The following is a 21,313-nucleotide window of genomic DNA, read 5'->3' as shown; positions in this document are numbered from 1 at the left end:
CTTTATAGGGAAGCGCTCAGGGCACCGGATCGAATCCGCCGGGCCGGAACGGATGACAGCGCCCGATACGGCGCAGAGCCATCCATCCTCCACGTGCCGCACCGTGACGCTCCAGCGCCTCGATCGCGTACGCAGAACACGAAGGATAATAGCGGCAGGCGCCCCCGAAGATGGGCGACAGCGTGAGCTGGTACCCGCGCACCACCAGAATGAACAGCTTCGCGATCACGGCAGGAAAGTTGGAGTCACCGCGCGATCTTCCGCACGGCCTGCAACACTTCGGCGCGGAGCGTATCGAAGTTTCTGGTATACGCCACCGGAAGCACCTTGAACACGAGGTCCATGGGCGGAAGCTCGGACAACACGTCCACGCGGATGAGTTCGCGAAGCCGGCGTTTCAGCCGGTTACGGTCGACCCCCGAGTGCTTGTACTTGGGGATCACGAAGCCCACCCGGGGAACGCCAAGAAGGGAAGACAGAGCGCGCACATCCATTGAGGCGGTGCGCACTCGCTTCCCTTCGTGTCGAACCCGCTCGAGATCGGCCCCGCGCGTCAGTCGCTGCTCGCGCGGGAACGACCGGGAATCAGGCGCCGGCGTACTTCGACGGGATCTGGACGGTCAACACCTTGCGGCCCTTGCGGCGGCGACGGGCGAGTACCTCACGGCCCCACTTCGTCTCCATACGCGCACGGAAGCCGTGCTTGCGGACTCGCTTGGTGTTGCGCGGACGATACGTGGGCTTGCCCATATAAGTGCTCGAGGTAACGCGGTGTAAAACGCAGTGATTCGATGAGAGTCGCCACGGCCCGCAAGTGATCACGGTAGGTGGCAGCCTCAGAAAATACTCGCGGGACTGGCTTGAGGTCAAGCCCGCCAAGTACACCCGCGACAACGATTTGCCTGCGCCCGCTCAACGACGCGCGAACTTGCTTGCGCTCACGAATGCGATACTGGTGTCACGTCGCTGACGCGATTGACTTATCCACACGCGAGCGTAACCTTCGCCGCCCCCGCCTGCTTCTCGTTCGATTCTCGCCCACGGCCGGGGCCGCCCGAACCCCGACCTCCTGTCATGTCCCTTACGCCTGCTGAAACCTGGGATCGCCTGCGCCAACGCGCCCGGCAGGTCCTCCCGGAGCAGACGTACCGCACCTGGCTCGAGCCCACCGACGCCCTCGGCGTGGAAGGCGACACCCTCCTTATCGGCGCCCCCGACCAGTTCTCGGCAGACTGGAACGAGTCCAAACACGCCGATCTGCTGACCAGCTTCGCCGCCGTCGCCCTCGGACACCCCATGAAGGTTCGCTTCAAGGTAGCCGAAGAGCGCATGGGTCGGGTGCAGATGGACATGTTCGTCCAGCCGCCACCAGCCCCTGTTGTCGCGCCACTAACAGCGCACCAACAACGCTTGTCGGCGCCACTGAACCCTCGATACACGTTCGACCAGTTCGTCATCGGCAAATCGAACGACGTCGCCGCTGCCGCCGCCCAGGCCGCCGCGCAGGCGCCGGGCAAGGTGTACAACCCGCTCTTCATCTATGGAGAGACGGGGCTGGGCAAGACGCACCTCATGCAGGGCATCGCTCACGAGCTGCTCAAACGTACCCCCACGCTGCGCCTCGCCTTCGTCGGGACCGAGCAGTTCACCAATGAGTTCGTCAACGCCATCCAGACCGGACAGATGGGTGATTTCCGTCGCCGCTTCCGGGAAATCGACCTGCTGCTGGTCGACGACGTCCAGTTCCTGAAGGGGAAGGAATCCACGCAGGAGGAATTCTTCCACACGTTCAATGCCATCTATGAGGCCGGTCGTCAGATCGTCCTCACCTCCGATCGGCCACCCAAGGAGATCCCCGGACTCGAGTCCCGCCTCGTCTCCCGCTTCGAATGGGGCATGGTCGCCAATGTCGACTCCCCCGATCTCGAGCACCGGATCGCGATCCTCCGCAAGAAGGCGAGCCTCGACCATCTCGAGCTCACCATCCCCGACGAGGTCATCGAGTTCATCGCCCAGCATGTGAAGTCGTCGGTCCGCGAGCTCGAAGGCTCCATCATCAAGCTCCTGGCCTACGCCTCACTCAAGCACCGTGAGATCTCCATCGAGCTCGCGCGCGAAGCACTCCGCGACAAGCTCAAGGGCGCGACGACGTCGGATTTCCCCGATATCCCGCCCACCACGATCACGGTGGCCACCATTCAGCAGGTGGTCTCACGCGAGTGGGGCGTCACCCCCGACGGGTTGCGCTCGAAAACCCGCACCAAGCAGCTCACGACCCCGCGCCAGGTGGCGATGTACCTCTGTCGGGAGCTCTTGGCCCTTCAGCTGGTCGAAATCGGCAACGCCTTCGGCGGACGCGATCACTCCACAGTGATCCATTCGCTCGATCGGGTGGCGGAAGATATGGGGGGAGAACCCGGTTTTGCCGACCGGGTGTTGAAGGTCCGGGGCATGTTGGAAACTCTCCGATCCACTGGACAACTCGGGACTTGAGTCCCCAGTCGTCCACATCGCCGCGCATCTTTCCCCCCATTCGTGAGCCCCGATGTGCAGCAATGCGGAGAAAAAGCACTACTCGACATGGAATGCACATGATGCGGCATGGCGGAAGTGCTTTGGCACATGTAGCTTGCGGCGTTTATAGACAAGCCCACACGCCCTGCTGCTACTACCAGTTTTATCTCTAAGACTCTTTTTAACAGCAGTCCTTCCACACAACGGGCATGCGCTTCACGATCTCGCGCGAGAAACTCCAAGAAGGACTCGCGGCGGTAACCGCCGCCGTACCGGCCAAGACCACTTTGCCGGTCCTGTCGAACCTGCTCGTCGAAACCACCGAGCGCGGAATTCGTTTCTCCGCGACCGACCTCGACATCGCCGTCAGCACGGAAGTCAGTGCCGATGTCGAAACGCCAGGGGCGATCACGATTCCCGCCAAGAAGCTGAGTGAGATCGCGCGCGAACTGCCGCCGTCTCCCGTGAAAGTTTCGGCCAGCGGCGAACAGCGCGTCACCATCGAATGCGGACGATCCAAGTTCAAGCTGCTTGGACTGCCGCGCGATGAGTTTCCGACGTTCCCCACCGTGCGCTTCAATGATTCGTGGCGTGTGAAGTCGGGCGAACTGCAGAAGCTCATTTCGCATGTCGCGTTCGCGGTGAGCACCGAAGAGTCACGACCCATTCTCAATGGCGTGCTCTGGGAGCTGCGCGAAGATCGCATGCGCATGGTGGCCACCAATGGCCACCGCCTCTCGAAGATGGAAGTGCCGGTGGAGGCAAGCAGTGCGCCGCCAGGTGATCTCATCGTGCCGCCCAAGGCGCTCGAGCAGATCAAGCGGCTTTTCCCGGCTGAAGAAGAACTCGAGATCGCGCGTGGTGAAAATCACCTCGGTTTCCGTTCGCCGTTTACGTCGGTGTTCACGCGCCTGGTCGAAGGCCCATATCCGAACTACGAACAGGTCATTCCGAAGGACAACGATCGCTTCTGCCTGTGCGACAAGGCCGCGCTCACCAGTGCGCTCAAGCGCATGAGCGTGATTGCGTCCGACCAGACGCACCGCATCAAGATGTCGTTCAACACCGGCATGCTGAAGTTCAGCGTCACCACGCCGGACCTGGGCGAGGCGTCGGATGAACTGCCGGTGAACTACAACGGCGACCAACTCGACATCGGCTTCAACGCCACGTATCTGCTGGAGATCCTGCGCTACATGCCCACCGAACAGGTGCGGCTCACGTTCAAGGCGCCGGAGCGCGCGGCTACGATCGAACCCGAAGGCTGGGACGATCCTGCCAAGTATCTTTGCCTAGTGATGCCGCTGCGCTTGATGGACTGAGTAAAGAACGCTCAGCGCACACGCTTACCGCACACGTTCCGCCCGGATCTCCAATCGCTGCACGACCTGCTGCGAGCGAGGAGTTCCGGGCGGAATGCGTTCCACGACCTGCATGGTGAGCGTGCTGGTGCCCTGCAGCTTCTCCAGAATGCCTGTGGCTGCCGCGATCTCTACGCGCTGTGATCCGGTGCCGGTGCCCACGAGTTCAAACGCGCGGAAGGCAGTGCCGCCTTTTCCTCCGAGTGTCGTGTTGATCTCGCGATTCACGACGAGTGTTTCGCGTGACAGCTTCGCCAACGTGGAGCGTGTGCTCGTATAGACGGTGAGCGGCACGCCGTTGCGACAGACCAATGTGACGGTGCTGTCGCGCCACTGATCGCCCTCCACCACGCCGTCGGGAATACGCACGAGCAACTCACGCGCCAACTGCATGGCGCTCACTTCGGGCCGGTCGCATTCGTTGGCCAACGGCGGGCGCGTCACGATGCGCAGGTTGGTGCTGTCGATGAGGGCATCGATCAGCAGCAGCGACGGTCTCGCTGGGGCGGCGGCCGTTGCAGCGAGTTGCCTGGCACTTTCGGCGATGCTGCTTCGCACCGTGAACGAATCCACCTGACCGGATCCGCGCAGTGCGCCGGTGACCGAACGATCGAAGGACATGGACACCAACGCGCGCGTGTCGATGCGTTGTTCGTCGGACACGCCCTGCGGCATCGCGGCCCCGCTGACTTTCAGGCGGGTGACGGCCGAGACCGTCCAGTTCGTGCGCGGTTGCGTTCGCGGCAGTAGCACGCGGTTGCTGGCGACGGGCGCCGCTGGCGTGGGCGCTACCACCACCGGACTCGGTGTGGGCGATGGCGTGGGCGCGGTCGGTGCACAGGCCAGCATCATCATGGGGCCAGCCACGCACCACGCGGCCCAACGGGCAATCGATGTCATCGGTTCGATACTTCTCGATACCACGTGCTGCTCCACTGGAAACTCCGTAAGGCGTCCCGAGATCTCATGGAAAGTCGCCGGCCTATAAGCCGGGTTCTGTCAGTGCTGACATACGCAAGCGTACACCAACACCGGACGGTCATTCCTCTCGGCGTGCAGTCACCCACACGCTCCAGCAGCCTACCCGCGGCTCGACGTCTTGCGACGTCCTTGCGAGACGGGTCGTCTCTCGCCGCTTATTTGGCCTTGCTCCGACTGGGGTTTACCGAGCCACCTTCGTTACCGAAGGCGCGGTGGGCTCTTACCCCACCCTTTCACCCTTACCGCCACATCAGTTGCCCGATGAGACGGCGGTTTGCTTTCTGTTGCACTGTCCGTCGCACGAAGCTCACGCCGCATGCGCCCAGGCGTTACCTGGCAGTCTACCCTGTGGAGCCCGGACTTTCCTCGGTGCCTGAACTTGCGCCCAGACATCGCGACCATCCGGCCGGCGACCGATCCATGAGTTCCGGAAATATAACCGGACCGTCGATACGCCCGTGTCGTGACGCCGTCCACTGTAGTTCTACTGCCGGAGAATACATCCCATCGCCACACAGTGACGGCACGATGACGACACCACGGTAGCCTATCGTCGTGATCGGCCCGCTGCGCTCGCAGCCCCGGCCCCACACACGGACCCTCCGGTAAGTGAGGCGCGTATGGCATCCCCGTTGAGATCGTCGCAGGCAGCGTCGTCGGCATCGCAGGCTCGTACCACCGTCTACCCGATCACGCCCGCCAAGTCCGTGGCTGCGGCACCGCCTGACGACGCCCCCTCGCGATCCATCGTGACCTTTCTCACGCCGGCCGAGCGGCAGCGCGTGGACGCGTTGGGGCAGGGGAGCTACACCACGGTGCATCGCGAAAGCTTCGAGGACATGCTACGCGATCTGCGCACGCAGCCGGTGTCGGCGATTCTCGTGTCGGTGTCGCGCTATCAGCAGCACCACGCTACGCAGGTGGCGCGCATGGTGCGCGAATTTCCGCGGGTGCCCGCGGTTGCGCTGCTCACAGGCAACGAAGCGCGCACCACGCAATCGTTGCTCGCGTTGGGGCAGCAGGGAGTGCAGACGTTGGTCGACGCGCGCGACCCGGCCGGATGGCGCGATCTCAGACAGTTCGTGAATCGCGAAGTGTCGACCACGATCGAAGCGGTGGCGATTCGTCGCATTCGCGCCGATCTCACCGGTGCCAACGACGATTGTCTGCGCTTCTTCGACGAGCTGTTTCTGGCGCCGCGGTCGCTCACCACCGTGCGTCAGCTGGCGCGGCGGCTGGGGGTGGTACCCACCACCTTCATGAGCCGCTTCTTCCGCGCCGGCATTCCCGCGCCGAAGAAGTATCTCGCGACGGCGCGATTGGTCCGCGCTGCGCGACTCCTCGAGAACCCGGGCTACAGTCTCACGCAGGTCGCGTTCCTGCTCGAGTACTCGTCACCGCAAAGTTTCTCGCGGCATGTCACGCAGTCACTGCAATGCGGAGCGGCGGAGTTCCGTAAACGGTATAGCGGCGAGGCGATGCTCGAACACATGCGGCAGCGCCTTATCCTTCCCTATCAGCAACAACTCATCGCGTTCGTACCGGTCGAGGTCACGCCGCAATGGATTTCGCGCCCCGCGCTGGTGCCGGCGGCGTCTGCGCTCCCAACTGCGCCCCCAACTGCGCCCCCGCGCGTGAGTGCGTCGGCGTAGCCGCCGACAACGCCGCGAACTCTGCGGTGCGCGTGGTGGTGGCGAATTCGCTCGTGTGACGTAGCGCCACCGCCCGCATGCGCGCCGCAGTCTGCGACAGCTGGGCGGCGCTGCGTGAGAGTTCCTCGATGCTGGCGCGCTGCGCGATCGACGCATCGGCGGCCGTGCGTGCGCCAATCGAGGCGCGTTCGGCCGACGTGTCGAGGGCTTCGAAGGCGTCGGCTACGCCGGCCGATAGCTGCGCCTGGGCGTGAGCGAGTGCGGCCACATCGTCGCTTTGGTGCGAAATGCGCGCGATGCCGTTCACGAGCGCCGACAAGGCTTGCGTGGCATCACGCGCGATGTGCCCCGCGCCGGCCACTTCATCGGCGGTGCTGTCCATCGACAACACGGCGGCGCCGATGTCATCGCGTACGCGCTGCACCGTGGCCGCGATACGCTTGGCGGCCTGTGCACTTTCCACCGCCAATGTACGGATCTCATCGGCCACCACGGCGAAGCCGAGGCCTTCATCACCGGCCCTCGACGCTTCGATGGCGGCATTGAGCGCCAGCAGATTCGTCTGTCGCGCAATGCGCGACACCGTAGCCACGAAATCACCGACCTGTTCAGACGCCGGTGCGAGCAGACGCACCTGCTCGGCCGTTGCATTCACATCGCTGCCCACCCGCAGCAGCGCCTGCGCAGCGCGTTCGATCGCTTCCCGACTCGCGGCGGCGGCCCGGTCCACGTCGTGCGCATGAGTGGCCGTGGACGCCGCCGTCTGCTGCGTGGTGTCGGCCGTCCGTCGTGCTTCCTGACTGGCCACCACGCCCTCGTGCGCGCGTTCGCGCTGATGGGCCAGCTCTTCGCTGAGCGCCGTGGCGCCCGAGGCCACATCACCGGCGCGACGCTGCATCACACTCGCCGCGCCATGTACCTGCGTAGCCACCGCCGCCAATTCGTCGGCTTCGCGCTGCACCGTGTCGATCAGCAGCGTGAGCTCATCGAGCATGCGATTGAAGCTCATCTCGAGAAAGCCGAGTTCATCGGCGTGCCGCGCGTCGGCGCGGGCCTGTAGGTCGCCGCGCTCTACCTGCGCCATGCGCTCACGCGTGCGACGGATACGCGTGATCAGCTTCGACGGCATCTGAATCACCTGCTGCGCCACCACCACCAGCATCACGGCGGCGAGCAGCACCTGCGGCCACGGCGCGGCGTCGGCCGGCCGGGCCTGCGCATAGGCGTAGCTCGCAATCAGGAAGCCCACGGCCGACGACGCGGTGGTGAGATAGCCGAGGGCCGGTCCGCGATCGAACGAATAGGGGACGATCGCCAAAATGTATGTGAGCACCAGCACCGGCGAACCGAACAGATACACCACACCGCTGATCAGGGCGGTGTCGAACACCGCGAACACATACTTGAACCACGACCGATACCATCGGGTGGAGGCACCGATGGCAGCGAGGGCCCAGTTGGTGGCAATGGCGGTGCAAAACATCGCGAGCACGGCCGGCAGCGACACATCGGCAAGGCCCAGTCGGAGGCCGGCGATGAGGACACCCGCGATAAAAATCGTGCTCCAGAACCGCCGTTTGGCGGCGATCCGGAACGTGGCGATGTCCTTGGCGCGCTCTTCGTCGAAGAGGGCCTGATACGGGGTGTGGGCGCTGGGCGTGTGCATACGTCTTACAGACGCGTCACGCCCGAGTGCGGTATCAGGTCGGGCTTAGGCCGGTGGAATCAGCGGCAGCAGGTCGGCGGCGGTGACCAGTGCGATGACCTTGAGCCCGGCGGCTTCGAGCGCCTCGCGACCCCCTTCCTGGCGATCGACCAAGGCCAGCACGCCGAGGATCTCGCCGCCGGCGGCGCGAATGGCCTCGACCGCCTTGAGGGCCGAACCGCCTGTGGTGATCACGTCTTCCACGACCACGACTTTGTCGCCGGCCTGAAACGGACCTTCGATCAGCTTTCCGGTGCCGTGCTGCTTGGCTTCCTTGCGAACCGTAAAGGACCGAACCATGCCACTGGTGCCGGTCTCTGCTTCGAGCGCAGAGGCGTGCGCGATGGCGTAGGAGATCGGGTCGGCGCCAAGTGTAAGGCCGCCAACCGAGTCGACCGGCCAGCCGCTGTCGCGGAGGGCGGCGAGCGCTTCACGTCCGATGAGTATTTGCCCTTCGGGGCTCATCGTGGTGAGGCGGCAGTCAACGTACAGTGTGGAACGGCGGCCGGAGGCCAGCACGAAATCGCCCCGCTTGGCCGATCGCTCGGCGAGCAGGGTGGTCAGCCGCGTCGAAATAGGCCCTTCATTTTGCCAAAGAGTCCACCCTTGTCCTCACCGTCCGAACCGGACGGCATGGCGCCGGCCGACTGGCTGGACGAGCCGCTGACGCTCTGCGCGATGCTGGCGCTGGCCATGGCCGTGGTCTGCGCGGCGGCCGCGAAGGCCTCGGAGAAGTCCTTGACCGCTGGGTACCGATCGCTCGGCTGCTTGGAGAGCGCCTTCATGACTACATTCTCGACCGCGACCGGGAAGGCCAGATTGGGCTTGGCCTTGTTGAGCGTGACCGGCGGCTGGGTGAGGAGCTGGGAAAACAGTTCGCGCGGCGACTTGCCGGTGTAGGGCAGGGTGCCGGTGAGCAGGAAGTACGCGATCGTGGCCAGCGAGTACTGGTCGGCCGCGGGGCCGACGAGTTCGCCTGACAAGGCTTCCGGCGCCACGTACATGAGCGTGCCCACGAAGAACCCGGCGCGCGTGAGGCGCTGATCGGGTGCGGCGTCGGTGTCGGCGGCGATGCCGAAATCGAGCAGCTTCACGTGATGCGTGGCCGGATCGTACATCACGTTCTCCGGCTTCAGATCGCGGTGGACGATGCCTACGTCGTGCGCGGCCTGCACCGCGCTGCAGATCTGCGACAGAATTTCGGAGACTTCCTTCGACGACAGCGGGCCGGACTTTTCGGCATACTTGTCGAGGATCTCACCCCCGGCCCATTCGATGGCGAGGTAATAGCGCTCGCTGTCGGATTGACCGTAGTCTAGGGTGCGCACGATGTTCGGGTGTTCTACCCGTGCGCCGAACTGCGCCTCGCGCAGGAATCGCGCGACAGCGGTCTTGTCGTGCTGCAGCTTCTCGCGCAGCACCTTGAGGGCGACTGTACCATGCGTGGCATGATCGGCACGAAACACGGTAGACGTACCGCCCTCGCCGACTTTTCCCCGCACTGTATAGCCGGCCAGCGTCGTTCCGACTAGCGTCTCTATGGCCACGGGGCGAACGTAACGCCGACGTGCGGTACCAGCAAGAAGTTTCCGGACATAAAGTGCAATCCGTGACCAGTTCGTATGATCGGCACGGCTTTAGCGGGTGATCAGCAACCACGGCGGGCACTTTGTGCCTGCACGGACGGTACAATGCGTTTCGTGAACCCTCGCGCCTTGCCTCTTCGAATTCGCTCCGTGGCGACTGCCACGACCCTGTTGGCCCTGGTGACCGCCTGTGCCGGCAATCGACCGGCCGTCGGACCGGGCTCAACCGCTGCGTCGCCGGGACCCGGTGGGGCCGCGGGCGCCGCGGGTACCGGCGTCGTGCCCGGCTCGCCCGCCGACATGCAGCGGTTGTATCGCAGCATGGGCCTGATCGCCGGCACCGGCGCCATTCCGTTCGTATCGTCGGTGTCCTTCCTGCGCTCGCCGACGCCCGACAGCACGCTCACGCTGATCGCCCTCAGCCTTCCGTCGCGCGTGCTGGGCTTTACCCGCCAGGGCGAGCGCTACGCCGCGAGCTATGTGGCGCGTCTCGAAGTGCGGCAGGGCACCACGGTGGTGAAGCTGATCGAAGCCACCGAAAAGGTGCTGGTCCCGACGTTCCGCGAAACGTCGCGCACCGACGAAAGCATCATCTGGCAGCAGTTCCTGAAGCTGGCGCCGGGGCGGTATAGCGTGGCCCTCAGCATCAAGGATGAGGCGAGCATTCGCAACGCGTCAGAAGAAGTGCAACTCGAAGTGCCACGCTTGTCGCCCGACATGCTTGGCTCGCCGCTGCCAGTGTATGAAGCGATTCCGCGGGGGACCGCCGATTCACTGCCGCGGATTCTCGCCCGGCCGCGCGCCACGGTGGTCTTCGGACAGGATTCGATTCTCCCGCTCTACCTCGATGCGGTCGGCTCGGCCGCACCGACGCGCGCCCACGTGCGCATCGTGGGCGAAGGGGACACGCGCTTGTTCGACACCGATATCGAACTGCCGGCGCGCGGCGAAGGACACAGCACCACGTACGGCGTGCCGGTCAACAAGATGGGCATCGGCATCAACACCTTGCTGGTCAGCGTCCCGGGACGCGCCGACACCGCGCGCGCGCGCGTGCTCGTGAGCCTGGGCGATGATCTGCCGATCGCGTCGTTCGACGAGATGTTCTCGTACCTGCGCTACTTTACGACCGCCGACCGACTCAAGACGTTGCGCGATGCGACGCCGGCCCAGCGCCCCGACGCGTGGGCGGCATTTCTCAGGGCCACCGATCCGATTCCCGGCACCGCCGAGAATGAAGGACTGCGTGATTACTTCGGGCGCATTCGCATCGCCAACGTCCGCTTCCGCGACGACGGGCCAGTGGGCTGGCAGAGCGATCGTGGCACCGCCTTCGTCGCGCTCGGTGATCCCGACAACATCGTCGATACCGGTATGACCGATCCGAACGCGCGTGTGCGTCAGCAGATCTGGGAGTATCGCGAGCTGCGCGTGCAGATCGTCTTCGTCGATCAGACGGGATTCGGACGCTGGCGTTTGTCGACGCAGGGTCGCGCCGAACTCGATAACGCAATCCGTCGTCGCATGGCGTCGCGGCAGTGAGCGAGGTGCAACGTCCCACCGCTCCGCGTCTGTTCCTGATTGATGGCTATGCCCTGATCTACCGCGCGTTCTTCGCGCTGATGACGCGTCCGCTTGTGACGAGCCACGGTGAGAACACCTCGGCCACTTGGGGCATCGCGACGTTTCTCAAGCGGTTGTTGGTCACGCACAAGCCGGAGTTGTTGGGCTGGGTACACGACTCCGGCGCGACGTTTCGCGATGATCTGTACCCCGAGTACAAGGCCACGCGCGAGAAGCTGACCGACGAACTGCAGGCCGACTTCGATCGTGGGCTCGAGCGCATCAATCAGTTGCTCGCGGCCTACAGCATTCCCGTACTCGCGGTGCCGGGCTTCGAAGCCGACGACGTGATCGGTACGCTCGCGCGCAAAGGCGTGGACGCCGGATACAACGTGGTGATAGTATCGGGCGACAAGGACTTTCAGCAGCTCGTGCGCCCCGGTGTATGGCTGCTCAATCCGGGTCGTGGCGGCCCGGCCAGTGTGGAAGAGCAGTGGGTCGGTGTCGAAAACGCCAACGATCGTCTCGGTGTGCCGCCGGATCGCGTGATCGACTATCTCGCATTGGTGGGCGATTCGTCGGACAACGTGCCCGGCGTGAAGGGCATCGGCGAGAAGGGTGCGCAGGAGCTCATCGCGCAGTTCGGTGCGCTCGAGGACATTCTCGCGCACGTGCACGAGATCACGAAGAAGCGGCCGCGTGAGGCGTTGCTGGCGCAGGAAGCGGAAGCGCGCTTGTCGAAGCAGCTGGTCACGATTCATCAGGACGTGCCGGTCGCACTCGATCCGTCCACGCTGCAGATGAGCGCACCCGATACGCAGGCGCTGCGTCATCTGTATCTCGAGCTCGAGTTCACATCGCTGCTGAAAGACCTGGGTGGGAGCGCGCCGAGCGACGCCGCCGCGCCCCCGCCTGCGATCGTGCCGCGACCGGCGGAGCTGTCGCTCGACACGGATGCGGCCGACAGCGCACCGACCTATTCGAACCGTCCCGCGGCGCTGGCGATGACGATGAGCGCAAGTGGTGTGCCGGTGCTGGCCGACGCGCGCTATGTCACCGTCGACACCGTCCCGGCACTCGAGGCACTGCTCGATCGCGTGCGCGACGTGCCGTTCATCGCGTTCGACACGGAGACGGTGCCCGAGCCTGGCGCGCCGGCCACGATTGATGCGATGCGGGCCACGATGGTCGGCTTGTCGATCGCCGTTGCGCCAGGCGAGGCATACTACCTGCCATTCGCGCATCGTCACGAGGACGGCGGCGGCAATCTCGCGTTGTTGTCGGGTGATGCCGGCATCGCGGGCCGACGGTTGAACGCGGGTGTAGAGCCACCGGTGAATTTGCCGGCGTTCGCCAGTGACGCGATCGCGCCGCTGCGCGCGATGCTGGAAGACGCGAGTGTGAAGAAGCTGGCGCAGAATGCGAAGTACGATGTGCTCGTGCTGCGCGGCGCCGGTGTGCGGTTGGCCGGTCTCGAGTTCGATACGATGCTGGCGAGTTATGTGATCGATCCGGGGCGCCGTTCACACGGTCTCGATTTGCTCGCGCTCGAGTTTCTCGGTCACACGATGACGGCGTACGAGCAGCTGTGCGGCAAGGGCCGCAATCAGCTGCCCTTCGATGTCGTCCCGGTCGATGCCGCACGTGACTACTCGTGCGAAGACGTCGACATCACGATGCGGTTGCGCGCGAAGCTCGAGCCGATGCTGGGCAGTCACGGCATGTCGGACTTGTTCCGCAACGTGGAAGTGCCGCTGGTCGAAGTGCTAGCCGACATGGAGTGGGACGGCATCGCCATCGATCTCACATGGTTCGAGTCGCTGAAGACGCGATTCAAGAGTGAACGCGAGCGCGTCGAGCAGCTGATTTATACCGAGGCCGGGCAGGAGTTCAACATCAACTCCAATCCGCAGCTGCGCGTGATTCTGTTCGACAAGCTCGGACTGCCGGTGAAGAAGAAGACGGCCACCGGGCCCAGCACCGACGCGAGCGTGTTGCAGGAACTGGCCGAAGAAGGGCACACGCTACCGACGCTGCTGATGGAGTATCGCGAGATCTTCAAGTTGGAAGGCACGTACATCGACGCGTTGCCGAAGCTGGTGCATCCGCGCGATCACCGGTTGCACACGTCGTTCAACCAAACGGTGGCGGCCACGGGTCGATTGTCGAGTACCGACCCGAACCTGCAGAACATTCCGAACCGTCGTGAGCTGGGCCGCGAGATCCGTCGTGGGTTCGTGCCTCGGCCGGGCTGGCGGCTGCTCAGTGCCGACTACTCACAGATCGAACTGCGGTTGCTGGCGCATTTGTCGGGTGATCCGGCGTTCGTGTCGGCCTTCAGGGCCGGCGGCGATATTCACCGGCAAACGGCGGCGATCATTTTCGGCGTGGATCTGGCCGATGTGAACGGCGAGATGCGGGCGCGCGCGAAGACGATCAACTTCGCCACGATCTACGGGCAGGGAGCGCACGCGCTTTCGCGGCAGCTCAAGCTCCCGCATGCCGAGGCGAAGGCCTTCATCGACACGTACTTCGAGCGGTTCGCCGGAGTGAAGGCGTTCCTCGATCGCTGTGTGGTGGAGGCCAAGGCGAAGGGATACGCGGAGACGCTGTTCCACCGTCGTCGCTACATCCCGGAGCTCAAGGAGCGAAACCACAACATGCGCGCCTTTGGCGAGCGGGTGGCGGCCAACGCGCCGATCCAAGGCTCGGCGGCCGACCTGATCAAGATCGCGATGATCCAGGTGCACCAGGCGCTGGCCAGCGAGGGGCTGGCTTCGCGGATGCTGCTCCAGGTACACGACGAACTGATCTTCGAGTTGCCGGCCGGTGAGCAGGCGGCGCTGTCGGCGCTTGTGAAGCGGGAGATGGAGTCGGCGGCGGCGCTGGATGTGCCGTTGCTGGTGGAAATGGGGGTAGGCGACGATTGGGTGGCCGCCAAGTCGTGATGGCCAAGTCGTGATGGCCAAGTCGCAATGGCGTGGGCACTTGCCTCGTTTCGCGTATAGGCGGGTGTTGCACTTTGCATGAACTCAGGGGCGCTGCGAGACTGGTGTTATGCGCCGGGTCGTCGCAGGAATAGTCCAAACTGTTGCTTGGTAGAGGGTTAGGTGTGTGCGAGGAGCGCGGCACCCGGGTTGCTAAGGAGGAGGGTATAGCGGGATTCCACATCCGCCCCCAATGCCAGCACCCGGGACCATGTCGTTCCGGGCCGACCCCGAGGAAGCCACATGCGACCGTCCCGTTCCCGTCAGGGATTCACATTGATCGAGCTGCTGATTGTCGTAGTCATCATCGGCATTCTGGCGGCGCTGGCGATCCCGAAGTTCCAGAGCACCAAGGGCAAGGCGTACGCGGCGGCGCTGAAAAGCGACTTGAAGAACGTCGCGTCGATGCAGGAAGACTATTTTTATTACAACGAGACGTACGCGGCGAATGTGGGTGCCCTGAGCTTCAGCAGCACCAACGGCGTGACCATCAACATTGCCGAAGCGGACGGGCGGGGCTGGTCGGCTACGTCGACGCACCCGGCGGCGTTTCCGCTCACCTGCGCGGTGTATTACGGGCAGGCCGCCCCACTCGGCGGTGCCACCGCGGAAGGTGTTGTACACTGCCAGTAGTTACTGGTATCGGGCCACGATAAGCGCACTATAACAACAGTTAGGTACTTCTGAACGATTTCGCCTTTCCTATCGCGTCGGACCCCGACCCACAGCGGCGAGCCTCCCGTATGCGTGAGGTCACCTTCGCATCAGGGGCGCGGGAGTTCCGGAAACGGCGTGAGGGGATGATTCACGCGATGGACGGCGGGCTGTGGTTACACCGGCACGTCTGGCAGGGCCGCCCCATGGTGCACTTCGTGAGCACCGACCGCGAGCGGCTGCTCGCGTACGGCGAAGCGGTGGGAATTCCCGCGAGCCGTCTGCAATACAAACCGCTGCGCGACCCGCGCACTGAGGTGCGCCGCGATGCCTGGCACTGGGACCTCGGCGGTCCCGTGTACCCGCCGGTGGACGAGCGGCTGCTCGTCGACTGATCGGGGGCCGGGGATTGGACCGGGATACGAACGGAAACCAGCGGTTCCAGCCTGACACGGATACGAACCGGTAGGAACCGATAGCAATTGATCAAGCAACAGCAAAACGTTTTCCTTTTGGAGTCGCTCGCGAGCGGCATTGCATGATGCCCGCACCGGGCAGATCCACCGTGTCCGTTCGTATCGGTTCGTATCTGTGTCAGGCTGGAACGGTTCGTATCCGTTCAATCCCGTACGGTGCGGCAGTCGCCCGACGTCGTGAACCGCTTGGCAAGGATACCATCGGAAACACACAGTTCCTGACCGACACGGATACGAACTGGTAGGAACCGATAGCAATTGATCAAGCCACAGCAAACAATTTCCAGTGTGCGTCGCTCGCGAGCGGCAGTGCGTGACGCCCACGCGGGGCAGATCCACTGTGTCCGTTCGTATCGGTTCGTATCCGTGTCAGGCTGGAACGGCTTCTATCCGCTCAAATCCGCCGAAGCACGCCGAGCCTACTGTTCCGCCGCCAGCCGCTCCAGCGCGAAAGCGTCCTGCCGGATGGCATCGGCCTCGGCCAGCAGCGCACCCTGCAGTGCCGGATCGCGTCGGAATGCGAAATAGGCTCGGGCGCGATCACGGGCTCGACGGGTGCGGTCACCGTACCGCAGGTCGCTGCTGGCCGACGGCACGAGGGTCATGAAGAACGCGAGCGCCCACCACCCGCCGGCCAGTGACGCCACCAACGCGGTTTGGACGACGTAGGCGGCGAGCACCAGCACCAGCCCGACCACCAGCGTGCGCATCGCGGGTTCGTCGAGCGCCTGGACATTGCGAAGAGCCAGTCGACGGGCGAACTGGATCGGTACGTAGTGAGTGAGGCGACCCCAGAGTCCGATCGGTGCAGCGATGAGTGCCAGTGTGGCCTCGCGGATGGCGAAGCGCAGACCATCTGACGCGTGCGCACTGATCGCGAGATCGTGTGGGTCGATGCCACGTGTGTCGAGGCGTGTGCGAAAGGCGCGCACGCGCGCTTCGAAGTCGTCGAGCCGAGCCTGAAGCTCGACGTCGTCGCGCGCTTGCAGCGCGCTGTGTACGCGGTCGAGACGATGTAATAGTTCCAGCACGCGGCCCAGCGACGGCGTGCCCTCGGCCACTGAGGGGGTCGGCTCGAGCAGCGCGCTGAGTGTTCCGCCTACCCGCTGCAAGCGCTCGGCGTCGCTCGCGGAATCGAAGTTCAACGTCACAGCAGCGAGTCGCGCCGTGACCAACTGCGTGAGCGTGGCCACCGAGACGCCGGCGTCGACCAACGGGTCGACGTGAATCGGTTCGCCGACCTGGATCAGCACGCGCGAGCGCGGCGCTTCCTTGCGCTCGAAGAGCAGGCCGATCGGCACGATGCGGACGCCGCGCACGCCATGCGCCTGATACGCCTGCAGCGTCATACGGGCCAGCCCCGTGCGCAGAGGCGCGAGCTGCGGCAGGTCGTGACTCTTGCCCTCGGGGAAGATCACGATGGCGCCCTGATCGGCGAGCGCGTCGGCCACCGCTTCGAACGAGGCGGCATTGCGTTCGGCGTCGGCAGGCGAGGCCGACGAGGAACCGGCCGCCTTACTTTCGTCGCTGGCACGCCGCAGCGGGACGACGCCGACGGTGTGCAAGAACCTGGCGACGAGCGGATTGGCGAAGATGGTGGCCTTGGCGGTGAAGCGCACGCGTCGAGGGACGGCGAAGCCCACCACCAGCGCGTCGACCAACGCGTTGGGATGATTGACGGCGAGAAAAACCGGACCGTCCTTCGGTATGCGCTCGATCCCTTCCGTCAGGATCGAGCGATAGTACCAATGCAGCGCGACCCCGACGACGGGTTTGAGCAGTTCGTACAGCATCAGCGACGCGCTATGCGTGCAACCGGCGCATCACACGCCACGCAGATTCGCATCGGCATCACGCGCGGCGCGTTCGCCTTCTTTCACGTTCACGGTGGCCAGAATGGCGCCACCGATCACGAAGAATGCGATCACCCAGAGAATGGCGCCGCGGCTGCTACCCGTTTGCCCGATGGCAATCGCGAACACGAGTGGACCAAGAATGCCGCCGAACTTCTCAAACACAGAGTAGAAGCCGAAGAACTCGCCGCTCTTGTGCTTCGGGACCATGCTGGCGAACAGCGAACGGCTCAGCGCCTGTGTGCCACCTTGCACGAGGCCCACGAGCACGGCGAGGATGTAGAACTCGCGCTCCGTGTGAATGCCGTACGCGTAGATGCAGATGCCGGTGTAGACCACCAACCCGAACAAGATGGACAGTTTCGCACCGAGCTTACCGGCGAGCGTGCCGAAGGCAAAGGCGAACGGGATGCCGACAAACTGCACGAGCAAGATCGCCTTGATCAGCGCCGGCCGCTCGATGCCGATCTCGGCCCCGAAAGCGGTCGCCATTTTCACGATGGTTTGAATGCCATCGTTGTAGATCGTGAACGCGAGCATGGCCAGAAATGCCTGCTTGTACAGGCGCATTTCGCGCAGCGTTTCGCCGAGTCGAGAGAACGCGACGGCAAACGGGTTCGCGGTCGAGCCTTCGTCCGATTCGACGGAACGCGGCGGTTCCGGGACCGTGCGGAACAGGGGAATGGAGAACAGCAGCCACCATACGCCGACGGATACGAAGGCGAGGCGCGCCGGCAGCGTGGCCTGATCGGGGGTGACGCCGTCGCCCGTTGGCAGGCCCAGCAGGGCCGGGTTGCTGATCCACGCCAGATTGATGGCCAACAGGAGTCCACCACCGATGTAGCCGATGGCATAGGCGGCGGTGGACACGCGATCGATCTCTTCTTCGGTCGCGATGTGCGGCAACAGCGCTTCATAAAACGTCATGCTACCGGTGGCGCCCGCAATCGAGAGCACGAACATTGCGGAGGCGAACAGCAGTTCACCACGATCGATGAAGAACATGCCGGCGGTGGCGACGACGCCGATCAGCATAAAGGCGAAGAGAAAGCGCTTCTTGGCCGCTTTGAAGTCGGCGACTGCCCCGAGGATCGGCGCCAGCAGGGCGATCACAATCGCGGCGACGGTGTTGGCGTAGCCAAGCGACTGGGTAGCGGCTTCAGGTGTACGATCAGCGCCGGCTACTTGAATGAAGTAGATCGGGAACACCGCCGTGGTAATCACCGTCTGCATCGATGACACGGCCCAGTCGTACATTGCCCAGGCACGCAACTCGGATCGATGCAGTCCGAGCGCGTTCAACCATCCCTTCCGGGATCCCGTGCGGGCATCAGCCATGAGCAGTCTTGGTCAGGAGTCTCGTTATGGGCATCACTCTGGGGCAGATTATAGTCCGTGCACACACACACGCTGTCCAGTACGCCGCATGACGTATCCCCGACTTTCCATGCGTAGCAGCTTCCGCGACTCGCTTCGCGCGCCCCTTCGTAGCGCTCGCGCCATCGCCGGCGCGGTCGGGCTGCTCGCGGCCGTCGCCTGCGACAGCCGGCCGTCGTCATCGAACCCCGATTCGGCGTCAGCCGCCGGTGGCCCCGGCAATGCGGACAGTGTGTCCACGACCGTATCCAGCAGCGGGTGGGACTCCGGAGCGGGACCGTTCGTCGTGCTGCCCACGGTTGACGGCGGCCTCATGGCGGGCTCGCTGCTGCGTCCAGACGCCAGCGAGCTGACCGTCGGTGACACGGCGGGCGTCGGTGCGGCCTCGGCCGATGGCCGACTCGAGCTCTTCGCCCGAAGCGGCAAAGTCGGTGTGGCGCGACTGACCGTCGAGGGGGCACCGCGCGTGGATGAAGGATGCACTGCCTGGCCGGTCGCGCGTCTTGCCGTGGACGCAGGTGTCACCGTGGCGCCCTGGACGGCGGCCTTCGCGGTCGGACGCGTCACGGCCATCCCCCTCGATTCGATCGAAGGGCTCGCGTCGCGCGATTCCGCTCGCCTGGCGACCGACCTCACGCGACTCGCGTCGGGATTGGCCGACGATACCAGTAGCACCTTTCGTGGACTGCCGTTCGTCGTGATGCGGGCGTGGCGCACGCGCGGGCTCGATACCGCTTTCATCGTGGCCACGCTGGCTCGCCGCGTGAATCAGGAAGACGATCCGAAGGAAGAGCGACTCGTGGTGGTCGTCGATGCGATCGGCGACAACGCGAAAGCGTGGACCGTAGCGTGGCACGAGCGCGCGGCGGGGCATGAGGAGGAGCTGGTGGTCGCCGAGCCGCTGCTGGCTTTCCGGAATGTCGGCGCACCCGATGTCCGCCTCTTGTTCGGTCGCGATGATGGCGTGGCGCTGGGTGCCGCGGTGCTGACGCGCGGCAGATCGGGGTGGCGGGTGCTCTGGGAGAGCGCGGTAGCGGGATGTAATTGATGATGCCGTCGCTGGGCACGCAGACGGCGTGGCTATTGCTGCTGGCGATTCCCGTGGCCTGTGCCGCGTGGACCGTCACGCACGAAGAAGTCTTCCGTGAGCCGCGCGAGTATTGCGCGCGACGCAGTGAGCAGGCGTCCCGGCTCGTCGTGCGGAAGTTCTTCTACCTGTTCACGTGCGAATACTGCTTTAGTCACTACGTCGCGCTGCTCGCGCTGTGGATGACCGGGTGGCGATTTTTGCTGCCCGACTGGCGCGGCGTGGTGCTCGCCTGGTTCGCCGTGGTGTGGGTGGCCAATCAGTACATGAGCATCTTCGGACGCCTGCGCATTGGCATCAAGAGCGAGGGGCTGGGGGTGAAGGTGCTGGAGGAGAAGTTGTCCGATACAGTATCCCCCACTCCCGAAGCGCCTCGATAGCGGGTAGGGCGGTTTTCCCGAGCGTGGTGATGGCGTAGTCCACGTGCGGCGGAATCACCGGATGCACGGTGCGCGACAGCAGCCCTGCCTCTTCCAGCTCGCGAAGCTGTTGGGTTAGCATCTTATGCGACACACGCGGTAAATCGCGATGCAATTCGTTGTAGCGCCACGTGCGCTGATTGAGCCGCCACAGGATCGGCATCTTCCACTTGCCGCCAATCGCGTGCAACGCCAGTTCCACCGGGCTCTGAAACACGTGTCCATGGAATACGAACTCCGGCATACACTCTCCAAAGGGTAAGTATCACCCTAAAAGGTGCATACTGGCCTGAATATGTGCACCCCTCTACTCTGCGTCCTCAACTCACGACTTTGAGGAGAAGGACACATGAGTGCCAATGTGAACCGTTCGCATCCGGAACGTCCGATGCGCGTGCTGCTGATCGCCGCGAATCCGGCCACGTCCACCGTGACCCAGTGGCCGGTCGGCTTCTGGTGGGCCGAGCTGACCCATCCGTATTGGACGTTCGTGGAAGCCGGTTACGACGTGGAGATTCGCAGTCCCGACGGTGGCGCACTGGTCGGTGACGGCTATTCCGATCCCGAGGATGCCAGCGGATACTCGGCGCACGACATTCTCTCCCTGGGCTTCAAGCATTCGCCGACGCACGCGGGGCAACTCGCCGATACCAAGAGCATCGCCGACGTCGACGTGTCCGCGTTCGACGCGGTCTTCGTGGCTGGTGGGCAGTCACCGATGTTCACCTTCCGCGGTCACTCGGCGCTTCAGTCGCTGATCGCCGCGTTCTACGAGGCGGGCAAGGTGGTGGCCGTGGTGTGCCACGGCACCTGTCTGCTGCTCGAGACACGACTCTCGACGGGTGAACTATTGGTTCGAGGCAAGACGTGGACGGGCTTTGCCACCAGCGAGGAACAGTTTGCCGACCATCTGGTCGGCATGCGCATTCAGCCATTTTGGATCGAGGACGAAGCGCGCGCGATTGCCGGCACGAACTTCGTGGTGGATCAGCCATTCCGGGAGTTCGCCGTGCGGGATGGACGACTGATCACCGGCCAGCAGCAGTACTCCGGCGCCGCGGCGGCGAGACTGGTGATCGAAACGCTCGGTCGCTGACG

The 21,313-nt window shown here is 64.3% G+C and carries 18 protein-coding genes, 1 other RNA gene and 2 pseudogenes; 10 read left to right on the top strand and 11 right to left on the bottom strand.

What is annotated here, in order from left to right:
• Window positions 1-19: 19 nt before the first annotated feature.
• From yidD to rpmH, 3 genes and pseudogenes are all read right to left on the bottom strand, one after another.
• Window positions 20-229 (bottom strand): annotated as a pseudogene (yidD, locus tag HKW67_RS15755) (membrane protein insertion efficiency factor YidD); the annotation flags it as partial.
• A gap of 16 nt (window positions 230-245) precedes the next feature.
• Window positions 246-563, bottom strand: a pseudogene (rnpA, locus tag HKW67_RS15750) (ribonuclease P protein component); the annotation flags it as partial.
• A 22-nt stretch (window positions 564-585) separates the two neighbouring features.
• The gene (rpmH, locus tag HKW67_RS15745; RefSeq protein ID WP_171226297.1) at window positions 586-750 is read right to left on the bottom strand and encodes a 50S ribosomal protein L34; all 165 of its coding nucleotides are present in this window, start codon (window positions 748-750) and stop codon (window positions 586-588) included.
• Window positions 751-1,074: 324 nt separating this feature from the next.
• Here rpmH and dnaA point away from each other — a divergent pair, with 324 nt between their 5' ends.
• A complete protein-coding gene (dnaA, locus tag HKW67_RS15740; protein WP_171226296.1) occupies window positions 1,075-2,493 on the top strand; it encodes a chromosomal replication initiator protein DnaA in 1,419 nt (472 codons plus the stop codon).
• Window positions 2,494-2,723: 230 nt separating this feature from the next.
• Window positions 2,724-3,836, top strand: coding sequence for a DNA polymerase III subunit beta (gene dnaN, locus HKW67_RS15735; protein WP_171226295.1), 1,113 nt, complete (start codon window positions 2,724-2,726; stop codon window positions 3,834-3,836).
• A 24-nt stretch (window positions 3,837-3,860) separates the two neighbouring features.
• Here dnaN and HKW67_RS15730 read toward each other — a convergent pair whose 3' ends face one another.
• Window positions 3,861-4,775 (bottom strand): hypothetical protein, encoded by a 915-nt coding sequence (locus tag HKW67_RS15730; protein ID WP_171226294.1) that lies wholly within the window; start codon window positions 4,773-4,775, stop codon window positions 3,861-3,863.
• A 69-nt stretch (window positions 4,776-4,844) separates the two neighbouring features.
• Window positions 4,845-5,270, bottom strand: an RNA gene (gene rnpB, locus HKW67_RS15725) — RNase P RNA component class A.
• Window positions 5,271-5,476: 206 nt separating this feature from the next.
• On the opposite strand from rnpB, the gene HKW67_RS15720 reads away from it, so the two are divergent.
• Window positions 5,477-6,508 carry a helix-turn-helix transcriptional regulator gene (locus tag HKW67_RS15720; protein ID WP_171226293.1) on the top strand — a complete coding sequence of 344 codons (1,032 nt, stop codon included), beginning with the start codon at window positions 5,477-5,479 and terminating at the stop codon, window positions 6,506-6,508.
• Here the strand turns inward: HKW67_RS15720 and HKW67_RS15715 are convergent.
• Genes HKW67_RS15715 through HKW67_RS15705 form a run of 3 tightly spaced genes read right to left on the bottom strand, consistent with a single transcriptional unit; the run spans window position 6,408 to window position 9,760 of the window.
• Window positions 6,408-8,174: a methyl-accepting chemotaxis protein gene (locus HKW67_RS15715; protein WP_171226292.1), complete on the bottom strand. Its 1,767-nt coding sequence runs from the start codon at window positions 8,172-8,174 to the stop codon at window positions 6,408-6,410. The genes HKW67_RS15720 and HKW67_RS15715 overlap by 101 nt on opposite strands.
• A gap of 45 nt (window positions 8,175-8,219) precedes the next feature.
• Window positions 8,220-8,768, bottom strand: a complete 549-nt coding sequence (gene pyrE, locus HKW67_RS15710) for an orotate phosphoribosyltransferase (RefSeq protein ID WP_269141417.1) — start codon at window positions 8,766-8,768, stop codon at window positions 8,220-8,222.
• Window positions 8,769-8,773: 5 nt separating this feature from the next.
• Window positions 8,774-9,760, bottom strand: coding sequence for a serine/threonine protein kinase (locus tag HKW67_RS15705; RefSeq protein ID WP_171226291.1), 987 nt, complete (start codon window positions 9,758-9,760; stop codon window positions 8,774-8,776).
• Between the two features lie 189 nt (window positions 9,761-9,949).
• Between HKW67_RS15705 and HKW67_RS15700 the strand changes: the two genes are divergently transcribed.
• From HKW67_RS15700 to HKW67_RS15685, 4 genes are all read left to right on the top strand, one after another.
• Entirely contained in the window at window positions 9,950-11,341 is a 1,392-nt protein-coding gene (locus tag HKW67_RS15700; RefSeq protein WP_171226290.1) for a GWxTD domain-containing protein, read from the top strand.
• A gap of 5 nt (window positions 11,342-11,346) precedes the next feature.
• A complete protein-coding gene (gene polA, locus HKW67_RS15695; protein WP_171226289.1) occupies window positions 11,347-14,310 on the top strand; it encodes a DNA polymerase I in 2,964 nt (987 codons plus the stop codon).
• A 282-nt stretch (window positions 14,311-14,592) separates the two neighbouring features.
• On the top strand, window positions 14,593-14,982 hold the full coding sequence (locus HKW67_RS22610; RefSeq protein WP_171226288.1) for a type IV pilin protein: 390 nt from the start codon (window positions 14,593-14,595) through the stop codon (window positions 14,980-14,982).
• 110 nt (window positions 14,983-15,092) lie between these two features.
• Window positions 15,093-15,398: a hypothetical protein gene (locus HKW67_RS15685; protein ID WP_171226287.1), complete on the top strand. Its 306-nt coding sequence runs from the start codon at window positions 15,093-15,095 to the stop codon at window positions 15,396-15,398.
• Window positions 15,399-15,898: 500 nt separating this feature from the next.
• Here the strand turns inward: HKW67_RS15685 and HKW67_RS15680 are convergent, their stop codons facing one another.
• Window positions 15,899-17,272 carry a lysophospholipid acyltransferase family protein gene (locus tag HKW67_RS15680; RefSeq protein ID WP_171226286.1) on the bottom strand — a complete coding sequence of 458 codons (1,374 nt, stop codon included), beginning with the start codon at window positions 17,270-17,272 and terminating at the stop codon, window positions 15,899-15,901.
• A 30-nt stretch (window positions 17,273-17,302) separates the two neighbouring features.
• A complete protein-coding gene (locus tag HKW67_RS15675; protein WP_171226285.1) occupies window positions 17,303-18,670 on the bottom strand; it encodes an MFS transporter in 1,368 nt (455 codons plus the stop codon).
• Between the two features lie 88 nt (window positions 18,671-18,758).
• On the opposite strand from HKW67_RS15675, the gene HKW67_RS15670 reads away from it, so the two are divergent.
• Window positions 18,759-19,757, top strand: a complete 999-nt coding sequence (locus HKW67_RS15670; protein WP_171226284.1) for a hypothetical protein — start codon at window positions 18,759-18,761, stop codon at window positions 19,755-19,757.
• Window positions 19,757-20,176 carry a hypothetical protein gene (locus HKW67_RS15665; protein WP_206044449.1) on the top strand — a complete coding sequence of 140 codons (420 nt, stop codon included), beginning with the start codon at window positions 19,757-19,759 and terminating at the stop codon, window positions 20,174-20,176. The genes HKW67_RS15670 and HKW67_RS15665 overlap by 1 nt, the downstream gene beginning before the upstream one ends.
• Here HKW67_RS15665 and HKW67_RS22605 read toward each other — a convergent pair.
• Entirely contained in the window at window positions 20,094-20,378 is a 285-nt protein-coding gene (locus tag HKW67_RS22605) for a winged helix-turn-helix transcriptional regulator (protein ID WP_330998935.1), read from the bottom strand. The two genes, HKW67_RS15665 and HKW67_RS22605, sit on opposite strands and share 83 nt — an antisense overlap.
• A 186-nt stretch (window positions 20,379-20,564) precedes the next feature.
• Here HKW67_RS22605 and HKW67_RS15655 point away from each other — a divergent pair, with 186 nt between their 5' ends.
• Complete coding sequence (locus tag HKW67_RS15655; protein ID WP_171226282.1) at window positions 20,565-21,311, top strand: type 1 glutamine amidotransferase domain-containing protein; 747 nt, start codon at window positions 20,565-20,567, stop codon at window positions 21,309-21,311.
• Window positions 21,312-21,313: the final 2 nt, after the last annotated feature.

The organism is Gemmatimonas groenlandica (assembly GCF_013004105.1).
GTDB lineage: Bacteria > Gemmatimonadota > Gemmatimonadetes > Gemmatimonadales > Gemmatimonadaceae > Gemmatimonas > Gemmatimonas groenlandica.
This window is presented reverse-complemented; position numbering and strand designations above follow the sequence as displayed.